Annotated in this window: 24 protein-coding genes, 1 other RNA gene and 1 pseudogene; 16 read left to right on the forward strand and 10 right to left on the reverse strand. The window is 67.0% G+C overall.

Annotation, left to right across the window (positions count from 1 at the left end):
- Positions 1 to 18 precede the first annotated feature (18 nt).
- Together EAX62_RS14670 and EAX62_RS14675 are read left to right on the forward strand one after the other, a co-directional pair.
- The gene (locus tag EAX62_RS14670; RefSeq protein ID WP_147454124.1) at positions 19 to 558 is read left to right on the forward strand and encodes a hypothetical protein; all 540 of its coding nucleotides are present in this window, start codon (positions 19 to 21) and stop codon (positions 556 to 558) included.
- 62 nt (positions 559 to 620) lie between these two features.
- Entirely contained in the window at positions 621 to 788 is a 168-nt protein-coding gene (locus EAX62_RS14675; protein WP_121902467.1) for a DUF3117 domain-containing protein, read from the forward strand.
- 94 nt (positions 789 to 882) lie between these two features.
- Here EAX62_RS14675 and glgA read toward each other — a convergent pair whose 3' ends face one another.
- Positions 883 to 2067, reverse strand: a complete 1185-nt coding sequence (gene glgA, locus EAX62_RS14680; protein WP_121902512.1) for a glycogen synthase — start codon at positions 2065 to 2067, stop codon at positions 883 to 885.
- Between the two features lie 99 nt (positions 2068 to 2166).
- On the opposite strand from glgA, the gene glgC reads away from it, so the two are divergent.
- Positions 2167 to 3393, forward strand: a complete 1227-nt coding sequence (gene glgC, locus EAX62_RS14685; RefSeq protein WP_121902468.1) for a glucose-1-phosphate adenylyltransferase — start codon at positions 2167 to 2169, stop codon at positions 3391 to 3393.
- A gap of 207 nt (positions 3394 to 3600) precedes the next feature.
- On the opposite strand, the gene EAX62_RS14690 is transcribed toward glgC, so the two are convergent.
- A complete protein-coding gene (locus EAX62_RS14690) occupies positions 3601 to 4257 on the reverse strand; it encodes an O-methyltransferase (RefSeq protein WP_233557981.1) in 657 nt (218 codons plus the stop codon).
- A 34-nt stretch (positions 4258 to 4291) separates the two neighbouring features.
- Here EAX62_RS14690 and EAX62_RS17340 point away from each other — a divergent pair, with 34 nt between their 5' ends.
- The 5 genes from EAX62_RS17340 to EAX62_RS14710 all read left to right on the forward strand — a co-directional run bounded on the left by EAX62_RS17340 (position 4292) and on the right by EAX62_RS14710 (position 7905).
- Entirely contained in the window at positions 4292 to 4423 is a 132-nt protein-coding gene (locus EAX62_RS17340; protein ID WP_267897990.1) for a hypothetical protein, read from the forward strand.
- Positions 4420 to 5346: a 4-hydroxy-tetrahydrodipicolinate synthase gene (gene dapA, locus EAX62_RS14695; protein ID WP_121902469.1), complete on the forward strand. Its 927-nt coding sequence runs from the start codon at positions 4420 to 4422 to the stop codon at positions 5344 to 5346. The genes EAX62_RS17340 and dapA overlap by 4 nt, the downstream gene beginning before the upstream one ends.
- A gap of 83 nt (positions 5347 to 5429) precedes the next feature.
- Positions 5430 to 6008, forward strand: a complete 579-nt coding sequence (gene sigE / locus EAX62_RS14700) for an RNA polymerase sigma factor SigE (protein WP_233557982.1) — start codon at positions 5430 to 5432, stop codon at positions 6006 to 6008.
- Positions 6009 to 6161: 153 nt separating this feature from the next.
- The gene (locus EAX62_RS14705; RefSeq protein WP_147454125.1) at positions 6162 to 7448 is read left to right on the forward strand and encodes a LolA-like protein; all 1287 of its coding nucleotides are present in this window, start codon (positions 6162 to 6164) and stop codon (positions 7446 to 7448) included.
- Positions 7449 to 7476: 28 nt separating this feature from the next.
- The gene (locus EAX62_RS14710; protein WP_121902472.1) at positions 7477 to 7905 is read left to right on the forward strand and encodes a sec-independent translocase; all 429 of its coding nucleotides are present in this window, start codon (positions 7477 to 7479) and stop codon (positions 7903 to 7905) included.
- A gap of 54 nt (positions 7906 to 7959) precedes the next feature.
- Here the strand turns inward: EAX62_RS14710 and EAX62_RS14715 are convergent, their stop codons facing one another.
- From EAX62_RS14715 to EAX62_RS14730, 4 genes are read right to left on the reverse strand one after another with little or no spacing between them, the layout of a single operon-like run.
- On the reverse strand, positions 7960 to 9117 hold the full coding sequence (locus EAX62_RS14715; protein WP_121902473.1) for an Mrp/NBP35 family ATP-binding protein: 1158 nt from the start codon (positions 9115 to 9117) through the stop codon (positions 7960 to 7962).
- Between the two features lie 26 nt (positions 9118 to 9143).
- Positions 9144 to 9569: a hypothetical protein gene (locus EAX62_RS14720; RefSeq protein ID WP_147454126.1), complete on the reverse strand. Its 426-nt coding sequence runs from the start codon at positions 9567 to 9569 to the stop codon at positions 9144 to 9146.
- A complete protein-coding gene (locus EAX62_RS14725) occupies positions 9562 to 10062 on the reverse strand; it encodes a DUF1003 domain-containing protein (RefSeq protein ID WP_121902475.1) in 501 nt (166 codons plus the stop codon). The genes EAX62_RS14720 and EAX62_RS14725 overlap by 8 nt, the downstream gene beginning before the upstream one ends.
- Positions 10049 to 11323, reverse strand: coding sequence for a magnesium transporter MgtE N-terminal domain-containing protein (locus EAX62_RS14730; protein WP_121902476.1), 1275 nt, complete (start codon positions 11321 to 11323; stop codon positions 10049 to 10051). Before EAX62_RS14730 ends, EAX62_RS14725 begins: the two co-directional genes overlap by 14 nt.
- Before the next feature lie 175 nt (positions 11324 to 11498).
- Here EAX62_RS14730 and EAX62_RS14735 point away from each other — a divergent pair, with 175 nt between their 5' ends.
- Positions 11499 to 12002 carry a general stress protein gene (locus EAX62_RS14735; RefSeq protein WP_121902477.1) on the forward strand — a complete coding sequence of 168 codons (504 nt, stop codon included), beginning with the start codon at positions 11499 to 11501 and terminating at the stop codon, positions 12000 to 12002.
- Positions 12003 to 12066: 64 nt separating this feature from the next.
- Positions 12067 to 12888, forward strand: coding sequence for an alpha/beta fold hydrolase (locus EAX62_RS14740; RefSeq protein ID WP_121902478.1), 822 nt, complete (start codon positions 12067 to 12069; stop codon positions 12886 to 12888).
- Between the two features lie 3 nt (positions 12889 to 12891).
- Here the strand turns inward: EAX62_RS14740 and EAX62_RS14745 are convergent, their stop codons facing one another.
- Positions 12892 to 14346, reverse strand: coding sequence for an aminopeptidase P family protein (locus EAX62_RS14745; RefSeq protein WP_121902479.1), 1455 nt, complete (start codon positions 14344 to 14346; stop codon positions 12892 to 12894).
- A 71-nt stretch (positions 14347 to 14417) separates the two neighbouring features.
- Between EAX62_RS14745 and EAX62_RS14750 the strand changes: the two genes are divergently transcribed.
- The 3 genes and pseudogenes from EAX62_RS14750 to rnpB all read left to right on the forward strand — a co-directional run bounded on the left by EAX62_RS14750 (position 14418) and on the right by rnpB (position 16971).
- Positions 14418 to 15158 carry a zinc ribbon domain-containing protein gene (locus EAX62_RS14750; protein ID WP_121902480.1) on the forward strand — a complete coding sequence of 247 codons (741 nt, stop codon included), beginning with the start codon at positions 14418 to 14420 and terminating at the stop codon, positions 15156 to 15158.
- Positions 15158 to 16579 (forward strand): annotated as a pseudogene (locus tag EAX62_RS14755) (RNB domain-containing ribonuclease); the annotation flags it as partial. The gene EAX62_RS14750 and the pseudogene EAX62_RS14755, both read left to right, overlap by 1 nt.
- Positions 16580 to 16605: 26 nt before the next feature.
- Positions 16606 to 16971, forward strand: an RNA gene (gene rnpB / locus EAX62_RS14760) — RNase P RNA component class A.
- A gap of 106 nt (positions 16972 to 17077) precedes the next feature.
- On the opposite strand, the gene EAX62_RS14765 is transcribed toward rnpB, so the two are convergent.
- Entirely contained in the window at positions 17078 to 18757 is a 1680-nt protein-coding gene (locus tag EAX62_RS14765; protein ID WP_121902481.1) for a long-chain-fatty-acid--CoA ligase, read from the reverse strand.
- A gap of 87 nt (positions 18758 to 18844) precedes the next feature.
- Entirely contained in the window at positions 18845 to 19576 is a 732-nt protein-coding gene (locus EAX62_RS14770) for a class I SAM-dependent methyltransferase (RefSeq protein WP_158600692.1), read from the reverse strand.
- Between the two features lie 141 nt (positions 19577 to 19717).
- On the opposite strand from EAX62_RS14770, the gene EAX62_RS14775 reads away from it, so the two are divergent.
- The 3 genes from EAX62_RS14775 to EAX62_RS14785 are packed head-to-tail and all read left to right on the forward strand — an operon-like array spanning position 19718 to position 22963.
- The gene (locus EAX62_RS14775; protein WP_121902482.1) at positions 19718 to 21274 is read left to right on the forward strand and encodes an FAD-dependent oxidoreductase; all 1557 of its coding nucleotides are present in this window, start codon (positions 19718 to 19720) and stop codon (positions 21272 to 21274) included.
- Positions 21275 to 21308: 34 nt separating this feature from the next.
- Positions 21309 to 21860 (forward strand): isopentenyl-diphosphate Delta-isomerase, encoded by a 552-nt coding sequence (gene idi / locus EAX62_RS14780; RefSeq protein ID WP_121902483.1) that lies wholly within the window; start codon positions 21309 to 21311, stop codon positions 21858 to 21860.
- 5 nt (positions 21861 to 21865) lie between these two features.
- Positions 21866 to 22963 (forward strand): lycopene cyclase family protein, encoded by a 1098-nt coding sequence (locus EAX62_RS14785; protein ID WP_158600693.1) that lies wholly within the window; start codon positions 21866 to 21868, stop codon positions 22961 to 22963.
- A gap of 3 nt (positions 22964 to 22966) precedes the next feature.
- Here EAX62_RS14785 and map read toward each other — a convergent pair whose 3' ends face one another.
- Positions 22967 to 23830: a type I methionyl aminopeptidase gene (gene map / locus EAX62_RS14790; protein WP_121902485.1), complete on the reverse strand. Its 864-nt coding sequence runs from the start codon at positions 23828 to 23830 to the stop codon at positions 22967 to 22969.
- Between the last annotated feature and the right edge of the window lie 448 nt (positions 23831 to 24278).

Raw genomic sequence — 24278 nt, forward strand, 5'->3', positions numbered from 1 at the left:
CTCGATAGGCTTGCGCACATGGTGTGGGCGATAGTGGTGGTGGCGATAGCGGTGCTCGGCGTTGCAGCCTGGGCGGGAACCGGACGGCTGGGCGAGATGCCCGAGCCGGTGACCGATCGACCGAAGGCCCACATCCCGGACGGGGAGGTGGACCAGGAGTTCCTGGATGAGCTGCGCCTCCCCGGTGCCGTCACTGGTTACCGTCGCGCCCAGGTGGACGAATACCTCGCCGCCCATGCTGCGGGCACTGATTCCCTCATCACCGATCCAGTATTTGATGTGGTGCGCGGGGGCTACGACATGCAGTCCGTCGATGTTGTTGTGGACCGGCTGCGACCGGCTCCCACGCCGCTTTCGCGCGAAGAGTTCGGCCCCGTCGTGCTCACAGGCGATGCACCGGGGGATCGCCAGGATGTTCTCGTCGACGCCGTGTCCGCCGACGATGAACCCGAGGTTCACGACAATTTTTCCGTCGACGATTCCGCGCAGGAAAAACCCGATTCTCCGCGCCGGGACGGTGCAGAAGAAGGCTTTATGGGGGAGTTGCGTGCGCCCTGATTGCCCCATACGGAATAATGGAACCCAACCACAGCAAAACGGACAAGATAGAGGTCGGTAAAATGGCAGCGATGAAGCCCCGCACGGGTGACGGTCCCATGGAAGTCACGAAGGAGGGTCGAGGCATCGTGATGCGTGTTCCTGTCGACGGCGGAGGCCGCCTGGTGGTGGAGATGAACGCCACCGAGGCCACCGACCTGCTGATGGCACTCACCGGCGTGGTCGGCTGACCACCACTTCCAACAACTGAGTAGACAGCAGCGCCCGGGACCGCAAGGTCTCGGGCGCTCCTGTCGTCCCGGCAGTGGTGCCGGGAGCGCAAACTCAGGCGTGGTACTCGATGGCGGCCCGGTAGACGTCGATGGTCTGCTTCGCGATTTCCGCCCAGGAGAACTCGTCGATGCAGCGCTGACGGCCTGCCACGCCGAAGCGCCTCGCAAGGTCGGCATCACGGGTGACGCGGTTGACCTTGTCGGCGAACTCGGTCTCGAAGGCATCCACGAACGCGGGGTCGTTGGCGCGGGGGGGGTCGTAGGGCACCAGCAGTCCTGTCTTGCCGTCCACCACCACCTCCGGGATCCCACCGACGGCGCTGGCCACGACAGCTGTCTCGCAGGCCATGGCCTCGAGGTTCACGATCCCCAGCGGCTCGTAGATGCTGGGGCAGGCGAACACGGTGGCGTGCGTCATGACCTGTCGCACGGCGGATCTCGGCAGCATCTCCCGCACCCACACGACGGGGGCGGTGCGGCTCGCCTGCAGTTCGGCGAAGGCGGTCTCGAACTCGGCGGCGATCTCCGGGGTGTCCGGAGCCCCGGCGAGCAGAACCACCTGCGTGTCGGGGTCGAACTCCTGGGCGGCGCGCACGAGGTGCACGAGACCCTTCTGACGGGTGATGCGCCCCACGAACACCACCGACGGGCGGCCGCGTTCCATTCCCAGCGAATCCACCACGTCGGTCCCGTGGTCGGGCTGGAACTCGTCGGGGTCGATGCCGTTCTTCACCACGTGGACCCGGGCGGGGTCCAGGTTGGGGTAGCTGTCCAGCACGTCGCGGCGCATGCCCTCGCTGACGGAGATGACGGCGTCGGCGGCCTCGAAGGCCGTTTTCTCCGCCCAGGAACTGACCGCGTAGCCGCCTCCCAGTTGCTCGGACTTCCACGGCCTGTGGGGCTCGAGTGAGTGGGACGTGACGACGTGCGGCTTGTCCAGCAGCAGGCCCGCCAGGTGTCCGCCCATGTTGGCGTACCAGGTGTGCGAATGCAGGACGTCCACGTCGGGTGAGACGGCGGCCGCCATGGACAGATCGGCGCCCAGCACGCGCAACGCGGCGTTCGCGTTCGGCGGGTAGGTCTCCGGGTGCGCTGTGGCGCCATCGCGTGGCTCGCCCATGCAATGGACCTCCACCTCGATGAACTTGCGCAGTTGCGGCACCAGCTGCGCGACGTGGACGCCGGCTCCGCCGTAGATCGATGGGGGGTATTCCCGCGTCAGCAGTGACAGTTTCAGGTTCATGAGTCCTGATCGTGTCACATCCGGGTGCGCGCCGTGGTGAGACTTTCAAGGGTTTCCACGGCAGTGCTCACCTGCATGCAATAGGTTCGTGGCATGGTTGGTCGTCCTAAAGTTCTGTCCATCGTCCTCGCTGGTGGAGAGGGCAAGCGTTTGATGCCCCTCACCGCTGACAGGGCCAAGCCCGCTGTGCCCTTCGGCGGTAGTTATCGGCTCATTGACTTCGTCCTGTCCAACCTCGCAAACTCGGGCCTGAACCGAGTCGCGGTGCTGACGCAGTACAAGTCGCATTCGCTGGACCGCCACATCTCGCTGACGTGGCGCTTCTCCACATTGCTGGGCAACTACGTGACCCCGGTCCCCGCCCAGCAACGGCTCGGCCCCCGGTGGTACCAGGGTTCCGCCGATGCCATCTACCAGTCGCTGAACCTGATCCGCGACGACGACCCCGACTACGTCGTGGTGTTCGGTGCCGACAACATCTACCGCATGGACGTCTCCCAGATGCTGCAGGCGCACATCGACTCCGGTCTCGGCGCGACGGTGGCCGGCATCCGTGTCCCTCGCCACGAGGCCAGCGCGTTCGGGATCATCGACGCGGCCGAGGACAACAAGATCAAGAGCTTCCTCGAGAAGCCCGCAGACCCACCCGGCCTTCCCGACTCGCCGGAGGAGTCGTTCGCCTCCATGGGCAACTACATCTTCAACAGGCGGGAGCTCGTGGAGGCGCTGCGCGCCGATGCGGAGAACCCGACGTCCAAGCACGACATGGGCGGCGACATCGTCCCGTGGTTCACGGACCAGGGACGCTCCCAGGTCTACGACTTCAAGTCCAACTACGTTCCCGGCGCCACGGAGAAGGACGTCAACTACTGGCGTGACGTGGGCAGCATCGACGCCTACCACGAGGCGCACATGGACCTGGTGTCTGTGGATCCCGAGTTCAACCTGTACAACTCCGACTGGCCCATCCTGACGAATCAGGCTCAGGCTCCCGGCGCCAAGTTCGTGATCCGGGGGCGGGCGGAGGATTCCATCGTCAACCCGGGGTGCATCATCTCGGGAGGCGAGGTGGACCGCACCGTGCTGGGCCCGAACGTGCACGTCGACAAGTGGTCGCAGGTGTCGGACTCGGTGCTCATGGACGGCGTGCGCGTCGGCCGGGACGCAGTGGTGCGTCGCGCAATCCTCGACAAGCACGTGGTGGTGCCCGACGGTGTGCAGATTGGTGTGGACCACGCACATGACAGGGCACGTGGGTTCGACATCTCCGAGGGTGGCGTCGTCACCATCGGCAAGGACGTGACAATCCCCAGGGACTGATCCCACGGGGCACCCCCGTGTTCCCCGAAAGGAACGACTCTCACCCGGTGCTGTTGGCGGGAGAGGGCTCTCTTCGGGGAACACGGAGCAGGGCTGTGCGCAGGTCCTCCGGGCACGACGCACCGTGTGCGTGGTGTTCCGGGGTCCACAGGGCAGAGCCCCGCAGGTGTGGTGCTCCTGGCTTCAGGGTGTGTGGCCCCGAGTTCTTCAGTGCTTGACAGCCACCAGCAGCCCGTTGCCGACCGGCAGCAAGGACTGGGTGTAGGACTCGGACTGGGTGACCGCTTCCAGGGCCTCGCGGATGATGATGGTCTCGTCGCCCTCAGCCGAGGGGTCGGCCACGGTGTTGTTCCACAGCACGTCATGGACGATGAGCAGGCCGCCGTGCCGCAAAAGGCGCAACGCGCCAGCGACGTACTCCACGTACTCCAACTTGTCGCCGTTGATGAACACGATGTCGTAGGCGCCGTCGCGGAGCTTCGGCAGCACCTCGAGCGGGGTGCCTGCAATGAGACGGAAGCGTGACGACGGGTGGCCCGCCGCAGTCAGGAATCGACGGGCGGCCAGTTGATGCTCAGCGTCTGCGTCGATGCTCGTGAGGATGCCGTCCTTGCCCATCCCGTCAAAGAAGGCGAGGGCGGAGGCACCCATGAGGGTGCCAACCTCGACGACGGCCTTGGCGCCGGTGGTGGCGGCCAGAACGGTCAGGATTGCGGACACACCGGTGCTGATGGGGACATGGCCGGCCATGAACGCCTCTTCGCGCGCCTGGCGCAGGGCATCGGACGGAGCAACCCAGTCCTCGGTGAGGGCCCAGGACTCGGTGGTGGGCGCGTCCACATTGCGCGCGGGATTGCTGTTCACGATCTCACCCTACCCATTGTCCTAAGATGTGCGCATGAGCCATGTCGTAAGCGCCGAGATCGTCGGGAACGTCCTCTCCGTGTCGGTGGGGGCCGGCCAGCGGGTCGGCGTCTCCGAAGCAGCCATCGCTTCGGGGTTCCTGATCATGGAAACCCCCGCCAGATGAGCCGGGACGCCGCGCGCAACGACGCAACCCCCCTGGAGCCGGTCTTCGGACGTCTGCTGACCGCCATGGTCACCCCCTTCGATGACGGCGGAGACATCAACCATGCCGAGGCTGCCCGGCTGGCCACGCACCTCGTGGACGAGCTCGGCCACGACGGTCTGGTGATCAACGGCACCACGGGAGAGTCACCTACCACCACGGACGCCGAGAAGCGTGCCCTCGTGGCCACCGTGGCGCGCGCCGTCGGTGACAGGGCGCACGTGGTCGCGGGCGTCGGCACGTTCTCCACGGTCCACACCACCCAGTTGGCACGGCAGGCGGAGGACGCCGGTGCCGACGGACTGCTGGTGGTCACCCCGTACTACTCACGCCCCCCGGCAGATGCACTCGAGGAGCACTTCGTCGATGTGGCCGACTCCACGGCGCTGCCGTGCATGCTCTACGACATCCCGCATCGCGCCGGCATCGCGATCCCGGAGGCCGTGCTCGTCTCGTTGGGGCAGCACGCGCGCATCGTGGCGGTGAAGGACGCCAAGAGTGATGTCGTCTCCTCATCGGCTGTCATCGCAGCCACGGGGATGCACTACTACGCCGGCGACGACGGCTATCTCCTGCCGTTGCTGGCCGTCGGGGGCGTGGGGGTCGTGGGTACCTCGACGCATTTCTCGGGTCTCCAGGCGAAGGCAATCATCGAGGCGCACCTTGCCGGCGACCCGCGCCGGGCCACGGCGCTCCACGCCCAGGCGTTGGGCGTCTTCCGTGGAGTGTTCGCCACCCAGGGCTGCATGATGGTCAAGGCCGCACTCCAGGCCCGCGGCTGGGCCATGGGGCCGTGTCGCAAACCCATGGGGGTCGTGGCGCCGGATGTCCTGGACCGCTTCCTGCGGATCCTCGACGAACTGGGGTCCGGGAACAATCTCTGAGCCCTGATCGTTGTACCACTGACAGGCGTTCACAGGTTCCCCACAGGTGAGCCTGAGATGATTCGATCATGGAAGGAACGCGAGTGTTTCGAGGCAGAGTGAAGCAGGCGGCGCAGCCCGTCACCTTCACCACGCCCACATGGAGTGAACTTGTCGCCAACCACACCGAGCAGGTGTATCGGCTGGCCTACCGCCTCACCGGCAACAAGCATGACGCCGAAGACCTCACGCAGGACGTCTTCGTGCGAGTGTTCAAATCCATCCACGCCTTCCAGCCGGGGACGCTCGAGGGATGGCTGCACCGCATCACCACGAACCTGTTCCTCGACGGTGCGCGCCGCAAGCAGCGCATTCGCATGGACGCCCTCAGCATCGCCCCGGACCACGTGTGGGGTGCTGCTGCCGGGCCGGAGGACCTGCACCTTGACGGTGAGCTCGACAGCGACGTCGCCCATGCGCTGGAGGTCCTGAATCCCGAGCAGCGCGTCGCCGTGGTGCTGTGTGACATCGAGGGACTGTCCTACGAGGAGATCGCCGAGGTGCTGGACATCAAGCTCGGTACCGTCCGCAGCCGCATCGCACGTGGCCGCGCCCAGCTCCGCCAGAGCCTGTCGCACCGCGCCCCCGTGGAAGGCCACACCAGGTACCTCGGGGTGTCATAAGTGGCAGAGGCTCCCAGCTCGGATTGTGACCGCTTCAGAGGAGATCTCTCAGCGTTCGCGGATGAGACGCTGCCTCGGAAGCGCTGGGAGCAGGTGGGCTACCACGTCGCCGGATGCCCACTCTGCCGTGAAGAGCTGGCTGAAACCCGCAGGGTGCGACGCACGTTGGGCGAGCCGTCCGTGGGGGCGGCGTCGGCCCCGCACACCCTGACACAACGGCTTCACGGCATAGCCGGCGATCACGTGGACACCCCGCTCTACATGGCCGCGGGCGGCCCGAAGTGTTCCCTGCCCTCGAGACGGAAACGCCGCACCAGGCGAATGTTGCAGAGCAGCGTGGCAGCCATCACCATCCTCGCGTCCGTGTTGGCCATCGCCTTCCTCGTGGCGCCGGAACCGCAGATGGTGGCCAGCGCCGTCAAGCAGGCGCGGGAGCAGTTCTCCCTGTCCGCCACCGCCGTCAGCGTGAACGAATCCGTGGGCGCCGTGCTGTTCGCCCACGAACGGGGCGCCTCCTTCGGGCCGTCGCGCCACCAGTCGGCTCGTCCCATGATGGTCAGTGACGCCCTACCCATCACCAGGGCCGCGGCCAGTGCCATGCTCGAGGGCGAGGGTCCCACCCACTCCGGGATGCAACGGGTCTACATCTCCGCAGGCGATGGCGGCTTCCACGAGGCACAAGTGCGGGTGGATGAGGTGGAAGGCGAGGGAACCAGTCTCGTCGTCCTCGACGCCACGGGTCAGCGGTTCATGTCGTGGTTCGTTCCCTCGGGTTCGTGTTGCCAGGCGGGCGAGGGGCCACCCTGGACGTTCTGGAAGTACAGGGGGAGCGACCAGGTGGCCGGGCGCTGGGCCGACGTCATCGAGGCCCGTGACGAAGAAAAGCACCGCGTCGCCCGATGGTGGGTTGATCCGGGCAGCGGACTCGTGCTCTGGTCGGAGCGCTACGGAGCCGACGGGGCCCCCACCATCATGTCCGGGTTCAAGGACATTCAGATCGGCAAGGCACACCTCGCGCAGGACCACGTTCAACTCGTCAGCATGAATCCGGTCTCCTCCACAGGCTCGAAGGGTTGGTGCACCGGTCTTCCCCAGTGTCCCGCCAGCCTGGCGGGTCTGCCCCTGGTGACCCACGCCTCCTCCTCCTCCGTCCGCGGGGAGAGGTCCATGCGGTTGTTCTACTCCGACGGATTTCGCAGCGTGAGCGTGGTGTGGTCCGAGGGCCAATTGCCGGGCGCCAAGCCCATCCAGGACCATGCCGCCGGGTTCCCGGACGTGGCCGTGTGGCAGGTGGGCGACGGGATCGTCTCGGTGGCCTCCAACGGTTCACCGGAAATGTTGCAGGAAGCCAGCAGTCAGCTGCCCGGCGAACAGCTCTGGGACCCATCGGTGCTGGAGCGGATCGGTCGGGGCCTGTCCCGGTTGGCCGGAATTAACTGAACACCCCAACAGCGGGTAGCCTGATCGCGTGTTTGGCATCGACGCAATCGAGCTCATCCTGCTCATTGTGCTGGGAGTCCTGCTCTTCGGGCCGGAAAAGCTCCCCGAGTTCTCGCGCAAGGCTGCGCGAGTGGTCGTGGCCGTCCGCGACATTGCCAACAACGCCCAGACGCAGTTGCGCCAGGAACTGGGACCTGAGTACGCGGACCTCGACATCAAGGACCTGAACCCCAAGGCGTTCATCTCCAAGCACATGAGCGCCGAGGTGGCGCTCATCGAGGAGACGAAACGGGAACTTCGGGGTGCCAGGGACACGGTCAAGGAGGCCCAGGCCAGCATCAAGGATGCGGCCACGCTGGCCCGTTCCGAGACCAAGGGCATCGAGTCGGCCGTGAAGGGCAAGGTCTCGACGCCGGACGTGCCCATCGAACTTCCGTTCGACCTCGAGGCCACCTGAGCCCTCTCACGACAATTGCCGGGGCCCGAGGGCCCCGGCATTCGTGTTCACCCCTCAGCTGGTGGCCAATGGCAGGCGCGTCCCCACGAGGCTGCGCTTGCGGCTCGCAACGATCCGGCCGAGTTCCACGAGCGCCTGTGCGGCTGGGTGGTCCGGCGCAGAGGCGACGATGGGTTCACCGCGGTCGCCGCCTGCCAGGAGTGCCTCGTCGAAGGGCACCTGCGCCAGCAGTGGTACGTCGTAGCCGAAGCGGTCGGTGAGTGCCTCGGCCACCAGCACGCCGCCGCCGGCGCCGAAGAGCTCCATCCTGTGGGGTTCGTGGCAGTGGGGGCACACGGTTTCGAGCCAGCTCATGTTCTCCACCACGCCGATCACGCGCTGTTCCATGATGTGCGCCATCGTCCCGGCGCGCTCGGCCACCTCGGAGGCTGCCTGCTGCGGGGTCGTGACCACGAGGACTTCGGAGGAGGGGATCTTCTGCCCCAGGCTCATGGGCACGTCACCGGTGCCGGGCGGGAGGTCCAGCAGCAGGTAGTCCAGGTCGCCCCAGTAGACATCGGCCAGGAGCTGCGTCAGCGCGCGGTCCAGGATGGGTCCACGCCATGCCACCACCTGGTCACGGCTGGGCTTCAGCATGCCGACGCTGATGACCTTCAGTCCGTCCAGTGCGGGCACGGGCATGATCATGTCGTCGACGACGGTGGGCCGGGCGTCACCCAGTCCCAGCAGGTCGGGGATGGAGTGGCCGTAGATGTCGGCGTCCAGGATGCCCACGTGCAGGCCTTGGCGGACCAGGGCAAGAGCGAGGTTGACGGTGACCGATGACTTGCCGACACCACCCTTGCCGGAGGCCACCGCGATCACGCGCGTCAGGTTGCCCGGCTGCGCGAACGGGATGACACGCTCCGCCTGGCCACCGCGGAGCATCTGTCGCATGGCGCCCCGCTGCTCGTCGGACATCACGCCCAGCTCGACGTCGACTCCGCTGACACCGTCGACCGCCCCGACTGCCGCGGACACGCGGGTGGTGATCTCGGATTTCATGGGGCAGCCGGAGACGGTCAGGAGGACACGGACGAACACGTGTCCCGTGTCGTCTGCTCGCACCTCGTCCACCATGCCGAGGTCAGTGATGGGGCGCCGGATCTCCGGGTCCTCAACGCCGTGGAGTGCGGCGCGGACGAGCGGGAGCAGCGGATTCTCGGTAGTCACACACCCTTGATACGGGGCGGGTGGTGTCAAATCAAATCGGGGGCCGAACCGCCCACTGCTGGATGACGGTCGCGCTCGTTGAGTGCGTCGCACATGATGACCGCGCTGAGCGCCACGATCATGGGCAGCCACACCCCGGCGAGGCTCCCCAACACCACCACCACAGGACCGGCGATGAGGTGCACGGTGAGGCGTTCCTTGAAGGCCAGCCGCCGGTCCGAGCCGGGTGCGAGCCACAGCCGCCACCCCAGGGCATAGAGGAATACAAAGACTCCGGCGGAGATCCCCGCCACGAGTTCCTCGCCGGCGATCAGCCACAGGGACCAGGCGCCCAGCGCCATCAGCGCCACGTAGGCCAGCAGCAGGACCACGCCGAACCAGCGAACCCCCCCGGGGCGGCCCGGCTCGTCGCTGTCCGTGATGTCGGTGACGCCGGGCAGGTCCTCAGCCATCTCGCCTCCCATTCGCCTCAAGTCGCTCGGCCAGTTCGCGGAGTTCGATGCGCAGTTCGCCCCGGACGAAGTCGCGCGTGGCGAGTTCGCCGAGGTTCATGCGGATGGCGGAGATCTCCCGCGCCAGGAAATCCATGTCGGCCCGCGACTGCGCCGCCAGCCGGCGGTCCTCGTCGAGGCTCAGCTTGTCCCGGACCTCCTGCCGGTTCGTGGCCAGCAGGATCAGGGGTGCCGCGTAGGAGGCCTGCGTCGAGAAGAAGAGGTTGAGCAGGATGAACGGGTAGGGGTCCCACTTGTACCCGTAGATGCCGATCACGTTGAGGGAGATCCAGATGATGACGAACACCGTCATGTAGACGATGAACTTGCCCGTACCCATGAACCGGGCGGCACCCTCGGCGAAGGCGCCGAAGGTGTCGGGGTCCAGGGACACCCGGGGGATGTGGGAACGACGTCCGGGCTCCGACAGGGTCTCGCGTTCAGTACGCGGCATTGCTCACCTCCGCGGCGGGTTCGTCCATGTGTTCCCCGCGCCAGTCGTCGGGCAGCATGTGGTCCAGCACGTCGTCGACCGTGACGGCCCCGATGAGTTGGCCACGGTCGTTCACCACGGGCGCGACCACCAGGTTGTAGGTGGCGAAGAACCGGCTCACCTGGGCGAGCGGGCTGCTGGGGGACAACGGCTCCAGGCTGTCGTCGAGCATGGTGGCCACGAGGAGCGTGGGCGCGGCGCGCAGCAGTTGCTGAACGTGGCAGGCACCGATGTAGCGGCCTGAGGGGGTTTCCACGGGCGGGCGGCACACGAACACCATGGAGGCCAGGGCCGGGGTCAAGTACTCCTCCCGGCACCGGGCCAGCGCGTCGGCCACGGTGGCGTCGGTGTCGAGGATGACGGGCTCGGGCGTCATCATGCCGCCGGCCGTGAATTCTTCGTAGAGCAGGAGGCGGCGCACGTCGGAGGCTTCGTCGGGCTCCATGCGCTGCAGCAGGTCCTCGGCCACGTCACTGGGCAGGTCGCGGATGAGGTCGGCGGCGTCGTCGGGATCCATCTCGCCGAGCACGTCCGCGGCACGTTCGGTGTCCAGCGCCGAGATGAGCTCGATCTGCTCATCCTCGGGCAGTTCCTCCAGCGCCTCGGCCAGCGTCTCATCGTCCAGGGCCGCGACGACAGCCGCGCGGCGCTCCGGGTCCAGGTCGTGCAACTCCTTGGCCACGTCCGCCGGTTTCATGTCGGAGAGTTCCGCGACGATGTGGGCTGCCGTGCGGCCCTTGAGCATCACCAGGTCCGACACCTCGCTCCACCGCACCACCTCGGTGGTGCTGCGGCCACCGAAGCCGAACCGGCTGACGCCGGACTTGCTGCGGAGGGCGACGCTGCGCAGTTCCCACTCCCTGTTGCGCACCTGGACCATCGACACATCGAAAATGCGGGTGGGACGGTCACGGGAGACGGCCCTGTCGAAGAGGTCAGCCGCCACGAGGTACTCGGTGTCACGCTTCGTGAAGCGACGTGTGTCCACCTGTCCGAGGATGGCAACCTGGTTCGCGCTGATGTTGTGCACGCGGATCATGGGCACGAAGATGCGCTGCCGCGCGAAGAGTTCCACGACGAGCCCACGAACTCGTGGGGCCAGCGTGTTCACGCGCAGGTGGTACACGACGTCCTTGACGCGACCCACCTGGTCACCTGCGGCATCGACGATGGGGAGGCCAATGATGCGCGAGATGAAGACCTGCGTATCTTTGGCGTTCATGCGCCGCAATCTACACTCCCCGCGCGGGGGTTTGGCGCCTCCGCGTCGGGTGGACGTGCTCAGCCCCGCCGCCGCCATCCCGCGACGTGTACGGCACCCTGGGTCCCGCCCTGCGTAGGCTGGATCCCATCAGTCGTGCGGCGGATCCGGACGACGCGCACAGGAGGCCACCATCATGAGTACCACCCCGGTTCCCGGACGTTCATTCGAGCTGGACTACCCGCAACTGGTGGGCCAGTACAAGAAGTACGAGGAGGCACAGGCCGCCGTCGACTTCCTGTCCGACCAGCAGTTCCCCGTGGAGAACCTGCTCATCGTGGGGGCCAACCTCAAATCGGTCGAGCGGATCACGGGTCGACGCACATGGGGCACCGTCCTGGCCCAGGGGGCCATCTCCGGCATCGGCACCGGCATTTTCGTGGGCCTGATGCTCTCGCTCTTCACAGGCGGCCAGGCAGCCTTCCTGCCTGTCCTTCTCGTGGGTCTGCTGCTGGGTGTGATCATCGGCACCCTCACGACGGCGATCGGGTATGCACTCAGCCGCGGGAACCGGGACTTCAACTCCATGCGGCAGACGGTGGCCACCAGTTACGAAGTGCTGAGCGAACACAAGGTGGCAGCGCGCGCCCGCGAGTTGCTCTCCGCGCGCCCTGAGGAGCGTGCTGCACAGTTTGAGTGAGCCGGTGCACACCGGACTCCCCGCCTGAGTATGTTGGAGTCGGTACTCCGACATCGAGGTGGACATGGAACTGACATACGACGTTTACGATCCGGCGGGCACAGCCGAACGGGTGCTCGTGGTTGCCCCGAGCCTCGGCGGCAATGCGACCCATCAGTGGACCCCGGTGGCCGACGCTTTGGCCGATGAGGCCCGCGTGGTGTTCGTCGACCTCCCGGGGCACGCGGAAGCCACCCTGTGGGACGAAGCCGATGAGCCCACTCTGCAAGCGCTGGCCGGGGGAGTCGCCGACGTCATCCGCCGCGTCCGCGCCGACGTCGGGGACCTCCCCATCTTCTTCGCGGGGCTGTCCATCTCCGGCGCCATCGGGTTGCACCTTGCGCTGGAGCACCCCGAGGACCTCTCCGGCGTGGCGGTGTTGTGCTCGTCAGCCAAGGTGGGGGAGCCCGATCGCTGGCTGGAGCGTGCCGCGCAGGTGGAGTCCTCCGGGACCCAGCAGTTGCTGGAGGAGACCGAGAAGCGCTGGTTCACCCCGAACTTCCGTGCCCAGAGCCGCAGCACCGTCGACACCATCATGGAGGGGTTGGCGGCCACCGACGACCACTCGTACGCGCAACTGTGCCGGGCATTGGCAGCCCACGACATGCGCGGGGACCTCGCTGACATCCGCATGCCCCTGATGGTCATTGCCGGGGGCCGGGACAGCTCCACGCCCATCGAGAACGTGGAGCTTGTGGTCGAGACCGTCCCGGAGGCTGAACTCCATGTGCTGCCGGAGGCGTCGCACCAGGTGACCGTGGCGAGCCCGGGCGACGTCGCCACCCTGCTGCTGAATTTCATGCAGCGAACGGAGACGCCGTTCCGCAAGGAACAGGCCGACGACTGAGGGTCAGCGACCCTGCTGCTGCGCCAGCCAGGCCTCGACCTCGTCGGCGTCGCGTGGGAGCGACGCCGACAGGTTCTCCGGATCCCCGTCGGTGATGAGGATGTCGTCCTCGATGCGCACGCCGATGCCGCGGTACTCGTTCGGCACCCGCAGGTCCGTTGACTTGAAGTAGATGCCCGGCTCCACCGTGATGATCATGCCCTCGGCGAGTTGACCGCCGCGGTAGACCTCGCGACGGGCCTGGGCGCAGTCGTGGACATCCATGCCGAGGTGGTGCGACGTCCCGTGCACCATCCAGCGGCGCCACTGCCCACCGTCTTCGGACAGCGCCTCCGCCGCGGTGCCCGGCAGGATGCCCAGTTCCTCGAAGAAGTCCGCCAGAACGGTGATGGCGGCCGTGTGGGGGTCCGTGAACGCGGCTCCCGGGCGGCAAGCCTCGATGCCGGCGGTCTGCGCCGCCAGCACCACGTCGTAGACGCGGCGCTGGGCAGGGGAGAAGCGTCCCCCCACGGGCAGGGTGCGGGTCACGTCAGCGGTGTACAGCGAGTCGACCTCGACACCGGCGTCCAGCAGGATGACGTCGTCGTCGGCGAGGTCGCCGTCGTTGCGGATCCAGTGGAGGGTGTTGGCGTGGTCGCCTCCAGCGGCGATGGTGTCGTAGCCGACGGTGTTGCCGAGGTGCCGGGCATGCAGTCCGAACACCCCCTCCACCCAGCGCTCCCCGCGACCCTTGAGCACCGCGTTCGGGAGTTCCCTGGCGACCGCCTCGAACCCGACGCGGGTGGCGTCGCAGGCGCGACGCATCTCGTCGATCTCGAACTGGTCCTTCACCAACCGCATCTCGGACAGGGTGGTTTCCAGCAGGGCATCGTCGACGGCGTGGTCGCCGTCGCGCAGACCGTCCACCATGGCGGTGACGGATGCGTCGACGTCGCGCAGCACGAGCAGGTCATGCCCGGCGAGGGCGTCCTCCAGGTCACGGATGTCGCGGCACGGCAGGTGCAGACGAGCGCTCATCTCCTCCAGGGAGTCGCGCTGGCCCACCCACATCTCTCCGTAGCGGGAGGAGGCGTAGAACTCCTCGTCGGTGCGCGGACAGCGGGGGCGGAAGAACAAGGTGGCGGGGTCGTCGGCGAACAGCACCAGGACCGCGTCGGGTTCGCTCTCCTGGCCCAACCCGCTCAGCCATGCGAACGCCGTGTGGGGGCGGAAGCGGTGGTCGGTGTCGTTGGAACGGACCCGGTGGGTTCCAGCCGGAACCACCAGGGTTCTGCCGGAGAAGTGGCCGATGGCGGCTTCGCGGCGGGCACGGGTCCATGCGGCGGCTGGCAGCGCCTCGGGCATCTGGGACTCATAGGGTGCCCAGTCCTCGACGATGAACTCCTTGAACGCCTGGGAGAACGGTGATTTGCGGCTCGCGCCGTCGAGAGCGGATGCCTTCTGTTGCGCTGCGGTCATGGCAGCGAGTGTAGACGCCGGGTGGAACCCTTGTAGATTGGCCCCGAAACGCTAACGGGAGGACCCCTGCGATGCTTGCTGAGCCCGCTGACCAGCAGAAACTGCTGAATCTCGCCGATCTGGATGCCGAGATGGGACGGCTGCAGCACACCGCTCGCTCCCTGCCCCAACACCAGAGGATCGCCGAGCTGATGGCCGAGCGCCAGAGCGTGGCCGACTCGCTCGTGGAGGCCACCACCATCGTCGACGACCTCGGCGTTGCCCTGCGCCGCGCGGAGGCGGACCTTGTCCCGGTGCGGGCACGCCTCGAGCGTGACCGGACCCGCGTGGGTGACGGCTCCATCAGTGACGGCAAAACGCTGAAGGGGCTCATCGACGAGGTGGCGCGACTGGAGCGGCGCGTCAACGAACTGGAGGATGCCGAGTTCGAGGTCATGGCGCGGCTGGAGGACGCCGAGAGCACCGCCAAGGAGATGTCCGCGCGTCGCGACGAGATCGAGGCGACGTTGCGTGACGAGGTGGGGATCCGGGACCAGAAGGTCAAGGGCCTCAGTACCGAGGCGCAGGGCGTCACGGCGGCACGCAAGGGCGTGGCGAGCACCGTGCCTCCGGCCCTGCTGGTCATGTACGACAAGATTCGCGCCCAGCGCGGTCTGGCCGCAGCGAAGCTGCACCGTGGACGGTGCACCGGTTGCCAGTTGGAGATCACCGTCGCCGACCTTGACAGTTACAGGAAGGCACCCGCCAACCAGGTGCTGCGGTGCGTCGAATGCGACCGCATCCTGGTCCGGACAGCCGATTCGGGGCTCTGATGATCAGCCGTCACGTCCTCATTCCGGGTGTGCCCGACGAGGTCGTGCGCGGCCTGCACCGTCTTCAGAGTGAACTGGGCCTGCCAGCCGGGTTTCCCCCTGCGGTTCTTGCCCAGGCGGAGGCGTTGCGGGCCGATCCGCCGTCGTTCGAGGGGCACAGGGACCGCACGGACATCGAGTTCCTGACCATCGACCCGGCCTCGTCAAGGGACCTGGACCAAGCGCTCCACATCGTCCGCGACGGTGACGGCTACACCGTCCACTACGCCATAGCCGACGTGGCGGCCTGGGTGGAGCCCGGTTCGCCCATCGCCGACGAGGCGTGGAAGCGTGGACAGACCATGTACGCACCCGGCGCCAAGGTGTCGCTGCACCCGCCGGCACTCAGCGAGGATGCGGCGTCCCTGCTGGCCGACGGCAGGCCCCGGCCGGCCATGTTGTGGACGCACAGGCTGGATGCGGCCGGCACCCTCGTCGGCTCGACGCTGGAGCGGGCCATGGTCCTGAACCGGGCGAAGCTCAGCTACGCGGACGTGGCTGCCCAGCTCGCGGCGCCGGATCCCTCGGAGACGGCCGTGCTCCTGCGCGAGGTCGGCACCCTGCGCGTCGCCCTTGAGGTCGAGCGGGGGGGCATCAACCTCAACCTCCCCGATCAGGAGATCGTGCCCGAGAACGGGACGTGGCGGCTGGAGTTCCGCTCGATGCTCGACGTGGAGGAGTGGAATGCCCAGGTCTCACTCATGACCGGCATCGCCGCAGCCCACATGATGGTGGATGGGAAGGTGGGGATCCTGCGGACCCTGCCGCCCGCTGAGAAGTCTGCCGTCGCGAAGCTGCGCCGGGTGGCGGCATCCCTCGACGTCGACTGGCCCACCGACCTTCCCTACCCGGACTTCGTCCGCTCCCTGGACCCGACGGAGCCCAAGGAGCTCGCCGTGATCGTGCAGTGCACGTCGTTGTTCCGTGGTGCCGGCTACCTTGCCTTCCATGACGGGCTGCCGGAGGCCGACCTCGGCCACGCCGCGGTCGCCTCCGTCTACGCCCACGCGACGGCGCCGCTGCGTCGGCTCGTGGACCGATTCGTCCTCGAGACGTGTCACAGCCTGTCCACGGGTGCGCCTGTCCCCGGCTGGGTCATCGAGGCCCTCGACGGCTTGCCCTCGGTGATGCAGGAGACCGGGCAGAAGGCGAGCGCCTACGAACGGGGTGTCATCAACCTGGCCGAAGCCCTGGTCCTGCAGTGCAGGATCGGGCAGGTTTTCGACGCCGTCGTCATCGACGTCAATCCCAGGAACGGTTCCGGAACATTCCAGATCACGGAGTTCGCCATCGAGGCGCGCATCACCGGCACCGACCCCGCAGTGGTGGGCAAACGCGTGCGTGTCAGGCTCGACGGAGTTGACCTGGTGGAGGGAAACGTCACCTTCAGCATAGAATCAGCGTCGGACGAGTCGGCCAGATGATCGCGGTGCGCAAGCGCTGAGGAAAGTCCGGACTCCACAGAGCAGGGTGGTGGGTAACGCCCACCCGGGGTGACCCGCGGGAAAGTGCCACAGAAAACAGACCGCCCGGCTTCGGTCGGGTAAGGGTGAAACGGTGGTGTAAGAGACCACCAGCACACCGGGTGACCGGTGTGGCTCGGTAAACCCCACCTGGAGCAAGACCAAGAAGGCCAGCCCCGGTTGGCTGCGGACGCTGTCTGAGCGCTGCTCGCGCGAGGCGTCCGGGTGGGTTGCATGAGCCCGTCGGCAACGGCGGGCCTAGATGGATGATCATCCTTCGACAGAATCCGGCTTACCGGCCGACTCGTCCTTCATCTGTGTTCCTGGCCACCGCCGTTGGGGGTTCATGGCTCGCATCCGGCCGATCGTCCCCGGTGGTATCGACGGGCGCCGCACTCCGCTGCGTGGTGATGCCCCTCAGTGATGAGTGGCCAGGAACTGTTCTCGAACCTGTGTGCGCAGGACCTTGCCGAGCATGGAGCGGGGGAGATCGTCGACTGCAACGATGCTGCGGGGCACCTTGTACGCGGCCAGGCGTTCCTTGCACCAGGAGCGCATGGCGTTCTCATCCAGGTGTGAACCCTCCGCAAGGATCACCACCGCAGCCACTCGCTCGCCTCCTGTGGGTGCCGGGACACCGACCACGGCGACGTCCGTGATGTCGGGGTGAGCGCGGAGGACCTCCTCGACTTCGGAGGGGGAGACGTTGAAGCCTCCTGTGATGATCAGTTCCTTCACCCGATCCACGATGGTCGTGAAGCCGTCAGCATCAACGGTGACCACGTCCCCCGTGCGAAGCCATCCGCCGGGGAGGAGGGTCTTCTCGGTCTCGGACTGGTTGTTCCAGTAGCCGCTGAAGATTTGCGGGCCCTGAAGCAGCAACTCGCCGCGTTCGCCCTGCGCCACTTCCCGGGTGGGGTCGTCGGGATCGACCACCTTCATGCGGGTGCTGGGGAACGGGACGCCGATGGTACCGCTGCGTCGGCTCGGCGCGAAGGGGTTCCCCAGACACACCGGAGAGGCCTCCGTCATGCCGTATCCCTCCACGAGAAGTCCACCGGAGACGCTTTCCCACAGCTCGACAACCGCTTCAGGCAGATTCATCGCCCCGGAGATGCAGTATTTGGCGCTGCGCAGGCTGATCCCACGCTCCTTGGCGCGCGTCGCCGTGCGCTCATAGATTGGCGGTACGGCGCAGTAGACCGTCGGCGGGGTCTTTTGTGCCGCGTCCAGCACCATGTCGACGTCGAAGGCGGGAAACAGCACCAGGCGGGCCTGTTTGAGGATGCCGTAGGTGAGGAAGAGGGTCATCCCGAAGGCGTGGAACAACGGCAGGACCGCGTAGAAGTTCTCCTCGCGGAGTTTGGCGCCGTGCATCCATGCCTCGCCCTGACGGGCATTGCTGAAGAGGTTGTAGTGACTCAACATTGCACCCTTGGGCTGGCCGGTGGTGCCAGAGGTGTACTGGATCACTGCCACATCGTGGACGCCGGGCCGCGGATGCGCCGAATCGATCGGCGGCCCGTCCAGGAACTTCTTCCACGTCAGGGTGCCCACGCTCGGCTGTGTGAGTTTGGCCCTGGCTGCCCGCAGCTTTGCCAGCGGCAGGCCCAGCGCCAGGCGTTTGGTCGCGGGAAAGGCGTCGAGAAGGTTGACGGAGATGATCGTGGGCACCGGGATGTCATCGGGCATCGCCTGGAGTTTGGGCACGGCCACGTCCCAACAGATCGCCACGCGCGCTGAGTGGTCCTCGAACATGTGCCGCAGCTCACGCTCGGTGTACAACGGGTTGTGTTCCACCACCACTGCGCCGATGCGCAGCACGGCATAGAAGGCGATGACGTGTTGGGGGCAGTTGGGTAGCACCAGTGCCACACGGTCCCCGCGTCGAACGCCGAGTCGCCGCAACCCCTCGGCAGCGCGGCTGATCCGGTCACCGAGTTGCGCGTAGGTGGTTGTTCTGCCGAAGAATTCGGTGGCCACCGCATCGGGGGCCTCGGCCACCGATCGTTCATAGAGTGCGACGAGCGACTCGGTGGGGAGTTCGATCTCGGCCGGAACGCCCGGCTGGTAGTGCTTGATCCACGGTGCATTCACGGCTTCTGACTCTAGCGGCTGCACGACGTGATCGCTGGGTGGTGCGCCGCGCCCCCCGCATGCGGTGGCCAGCCCTGGTCCACGTGGTCAGCCCAGCGGTTTGGTCCCCCGCACCAGATGGAGGATCCCGTGCTGCCAACCGCCGACGGAGCGGCTCTCCACGGTGGCGAAGCCGGCAGCGATGATGCGCTGGGCCAATTCCTGCACGCCCATGAAGTCGTCGACGGAGCGGTGAAGGTACTCGTAGAGGTCGCGGTTCCGGGCGATCACGGATGCCAGCGGCAGGATGATGGTCTGGTTCACGGCGGTCCAGCGTCGACGCGAGGACTCCGAGTCGGCCACGGAGTAGTCCTGCGCCACGAAAGTGGCACGCGTACGCAGCTGGGTCTGAATGGCTCGCAGCGTGGCGTCGACGTCGGTGACGTTGCGCAGCAGGTAGCAGGCGAGGACGCCGTCGGCAGGCGGAAGGTCGAGGTCGGACAGTTGCTCGGCCCGTCCGTGCCGGAACGAGACAGTGTCGTCGAAGCCGCGCCGCTGGGCCTGCTCGAGCATTCCACCGGAGGCGTCGACGCCCACGATGGTGGGATCCATGCCCCGTCGGCGGGCCGCCGCAAGAAGTGCGGCCGTCGAGAGACCGGAGCCGCATCCGAGATCCAGCAGGACCGGCTTCTGGGTGTGCACGTGCGACAGCAGGGACTCGGCGGCCAATTGCAGATGTCGCCTGTACCCCGGATTCAGGGAGACCATGGCGTCGTAGGTGGCGGCCACCTCGTCGAAGCCGGCTGAAACCTGGAGCTTGTTCAGTCCTTCACGCAACATGTGGGTCCTCTCGGGTGTGATGCTCCCCAAGAGTGGCACACCGGCAGTGGCGCACGTCGAAACTCCACGCCGGGGACGCAGCACCGTGGCGAACCGAGGGGGGATATGCCGGGCCGATGCACGAGCGCATAAGGTTTGGCCATGGCACACGGTGTGGAGAACGGCACGGCAGGGTTCCAGGGGCGCGACAAGCGGGCAGAGCGGCATGCAGGACCTGCCGGAGCAACCTGGACAGAGGGGCGCCACGTCGTGGTGGTGGGTGGCGGCATCGCTGGCATGTCCGCCGCGGCGACCCTGGCGGAGCGCGGTGTGAAGGTGACGGTCCTGGAGCGCGAACAGCAGCTCGGTGGCCGCGTACGGTCATGGCCGACGACGCTGGACAACGGCGACAAGGTGCCCATGAGCCGCGGCTTCCATGCGTTCTTCAAGCAGTACTACCAGCTGCGCGCACTGCTGCGCCGGGCAGATCCGATGCTTGCGGGCCTGCGCCCTGTGGAGGACTACCCCCTGACATTGCGCGACGGACCCCGCGACTCCTTCGCCCGGATCCCCCGCACACCACCGTTGAACCTGATCGGGTTCGTGGCGACGTCGCCGAGCTTCCCGGTGCGCGACCTCACGAAGGTGAACGTCGACGCGGCACTCGGACTGCTGGATGTGGAGTTCCCGAAGACGTTCGAGGACATGGACGGGCGCTCAGCCTCCGACGTCCTCGACGACCTGCGCTTCCCGGACACCGCCCGCCACCTGGCGCTGGAGGTCTTCGCCCGCAGCTTCTTTGCGGACCCGGACGAGTTCTCCGGTGGCGAACTGGTGGCCATGTTCCACACGTACTTCGTCGGGTCCGCCGAGGGACTGCTGTTCGACGTGGCTGCCGACGACTTCGGCACGGCCCTGTGGGATCCGCTCACCCAGCATTTGGAGCGTCAGGGCGTCGAGTTCCGACTGGGGACCAGTGCCACGGAGCTCGAAGTCCGCGAGGACGGCGTCACCGTGATGACCGACGGCGAACCGATCGAGGCGGATGCTGCAGTGCTCGCCACTGAGTTGCGACCGCTGCAACGCATCGTCGGGGCCAGCCCCAGCCTTGGCGATGAGCACTGGCGCGAGGGTATTGGCGCGCTTCGCTCGGCCCCTCCCTTCGTGGTCTGGCGACGCTGGCTCGACAAGCCGGCAGCCGCCGGATCGCCGGACTTCCTCGGAACCAGCAACTACGGCCCGCTGGACAACGTGTCGATGATGCACCAGTTCGAGGATTCCGCCCGGCGTTGGGCGGCTCGTCGCAACGGGAGCGTCGTGGAACTTCACGCCTACGCCGTCGACCACCATGTCGATGAGCAGGCATTGCGTGCGGAACTGGCGGCCATGCAGGACCTCATCCACCCCGAGCTGGCGGACGCCACCACGCTGGGGGAGGAGTGGCTGGTTGCTGACGACTGCCACCTCGTGGACACCTCCCCGTGGCGCAACAGACCCACGGTTCAGACCCCTTCGGGCAACGTCGTGCTCGCGGGCGACGGCATCCGCTGCGACTACCCCGTGGCCCTCATGGAGCGCGCGGCCACCACGGGCGTGCAGGCTGCCAACCATCTCCTGGCGTCGTGGCAGGTGGCAGGGCAGGACATCTTCACGGCACCCACGAGTCCCCGCTTCGGCTGGGTGCGTCCGTTGCGCAAGGCCTTGGCCAAGCGTCGCTGAGCAGTCTCTGGGTGGGGTTGGTAGGTTGTGCGCCATGACAGTCGATGACGATGTGGTGGTCCTGGTCGATGACATGGGAAACCAGTTGGGTACTGCCCCCCGCACCACATTCCACACGCACGAGACCCCGCTGCACCTGGCTTTCTCGGTCTACCTGCGCGACGCCCTGGGGCGCGTGCTCATGACCCGACGTGCGCTGGACAAGGTCACGTGGGCCGGGGTGTGGACCAACGCCGCATGTGGCCACCAGCGCCCCGATGAAGGCCCGCTCAAGGCGGCCATGCGTCGCGTGCCGGACGAGATCGGGGCCCTGCCGCTGAACCTGCGCCTCGCGCTGCCGAACTTCCGGTACCGCGCCGTCGACGCCTCAGGTGTGGTGGAGAACGAGTTGTGCCCCGTCATGGTGGCTGAGGTGGATCCCGAGGACCTCGTCTTCGACCCCGCCGAGGTTGCTGAGCACGCCTGGGCCGACTGGGGGGACCTGCGAGCCACCGCGGCGAACATGCCGCACCTGCTCAGCCCCTGGAGCGTCGAGCAGATCAACGCACTGGGTGACGACCCCTGGGCGTCCCAGCCGGCGTCCTGATCGGTGTGACACTCTTCGACGTCGCCGTCGTCGGTCTGGGTCCCGCCGGGCGTTCGCTTGCCCACCGGCTCGCTGCCGCTGGCCTGGAGGTGCTGGGTGTTGACCCCCATCCGGGGCGGTCGTGGGCGCAGACGCTCGGTGGCTGGCGGCGCCAGCTTCCCGCATGGCTCCCCGCCGACGTGGTGGCCACCACCGCCCACGACCCACAGATCCGCGCAGCGGACTCCTACCCGATCCGGGACGAGTACGCCATCCTCGACAACGATGCCGTGCGGCTCGCCACCACGCTCGAGCGAGTGACCGTGGAGGAGCAGGTCCTCGGCGACGACGACGTGGCTGCGTTGCGCCAGCGGGCGCGGATGGTGGTGGATGCACGTGGAGCGCGCCCCGCCGGAAGTGGCGGGGACGTCCCGCACCAGACGGCGCACGGCATCCTTGTACCTCCGGAGGTTGCCGAGAAGGTCTTGTGCGGCGCGGAGGCCGTCCTCATGGATTGGCGTCCGTTTGATGGCGCGGCCCGTTGGGGCGTCACGTCACCCACCTTCCTCTACGTCATCCCCATGCCCGATGGGCGTGTGCTCCTGGAGGAGACGTGCCTCGCCGGTGCCCCGGGTCTGTCGCAGGGCGAACTTCGGCGGCGACTTCTCCGGCGCCTCGAGCTCTCCGGTCTGGGGGGTGACCAGGTCTCCGGGGCGGAGGTTGAGCGGGTGTCGATCCCGCTCGTGAGGCGCGGGGGTCACATCCAGGGCGTCATGCGATTCGGTGCCGCCGGCCAGCAGAACAATCCGTTCAGCGGGTACACATTCTTCGCGTCGCTGTCAGCGGTCGACGGTGTGGTGGCGCAGGCGGTGCGGGGCGAACTGCCGGGGCGTGACCAGCCCCTGTTCGTTCGTCGGCGGGCCCTGCACGGCGTGCTGAACCTGTCACCCGACGACACCTACGCACTTTTCGACGCGTTCGGGCGACTGTCGCCCGCGCACCAGCGCGCTGTGCTCGATGCAGACACCCCGGGGGCGAACCTCGTGGCGGCCATGGCACGACAGTTCACCCTCATGCCGCTGGCCCGCGGACTGGGTCTCGCGCGGGCCACCCTGCTGCCCTGAGTCTCAGCCGAGCTCGTGGCTGGCGACTGTCAGTACCTCCGCGCCGGTCTCCGTGACCACCAAGGAGCTCTCGAACTGGGCGCACCGGGACTTGTCGAGCGTGACGACGGTCCAGTCGTCGTCCCACACTTCGGCCTCCGGCGAGCCGAGAGTCAGCATGGGCTCGATCGTGAACGTCATGCCGGGCTCCATGATGGTGTCCAGGCGGGGCTCGTCGTAGTGCAGGATCACGAGCCCGGAGTGGAAAGCAGTGTGTACGCCATGGCCCGTGTAGTCCCGCACCACTCCGTAGCCGAAGCGCTTGGCGTAGGACTCGATGACGCGGCCGATCACCGAGACGGGCCGTCCCGGCCGCACGGCCTTGATGGCCCGCGTCAGTGCTTCCTTGGTGCGCTCGGTGAGGAGTCGGGACTCCTCATCCACGTCCCCGCAGTAGAAGGTGCCGCAGTTGTCGCCGTGCACGCCGTTCTTGAAGGCAGTCACGTCGATCTTGACGAGATCGCCGTCCTCAAGGGGGCGCTTGTCGGGGATGCCGTGGCAGATGACCTCGTTGACGGAGGTGCACACCGACTTGGGGAAGCCCCTGTAGCCGAGTGCGGAGGGGTAGGCGCCATGGTCCAGCATGTACTCGTGGGCGACGCGGTCCAGCTCGTCGGTGGTGACGCCGGGGGCAATGGCCCTGGCAGCCGCATGCATGGCATCGGCAGCTATGCGTCCGGACTCCCTCATCCGTTCGATCACGTCGGCGCTCTGCACGTGGCTGCCCGTGTAGGGGCGGGGTGCCGCTCGTCCGACGTACTCGGGGCGGGCGATGGTGGAGGGGACGGTGCGTTGGGGGGTGATGGGATGCGCAATGACTGGATTCACACCCCGAGTCTAGATCTGTCACCACCCGTCCCGGCAGGCGGTCCCCACGCTCGGGTGTCGTCAACTGCGGCCACTCGCATGCCGTGTGACAGCGGGTGCGCACGGCTCAACAGGGCCCCACTAGGAACAACGCCTCGGTGAGGTGGCGAGGGGCCAGGGGCCAAGACACTGCAGGGCCCCACGATTTGCACCCAGATGGATCGGGGAGTAGTCTTCTCTAGCTGCCTGAGGGAGACCGCAGGATAGCAAAAACAACTGAAACTGGGGCTGAAACCGGCAGAAACGCCAAGTTGACAGCCGGAAAAGTCCCCAGTAAGGTTTACCGAGTTGCCCCGAATGCAACAGGAACTTGTTCCTGGGAGTGAGGGATGCACCCGAAACTTGAGAACTCAACAGCGTGCTTAAAGTCAATGCCAAAAATGCACTATTGCAGCTGACATTCGTGTTG

The organism is Tessaracoccus antarcticus, from assembly GCF_003688855.1.
In the GTDB taxonomy this organism is placed as follows: domain Bacteria; phylum Actinomycetota; class Actinomycetes; order Propionibacteriales; family Propionibacteriaceae; genus Arachnia; species Arachnia antarctica.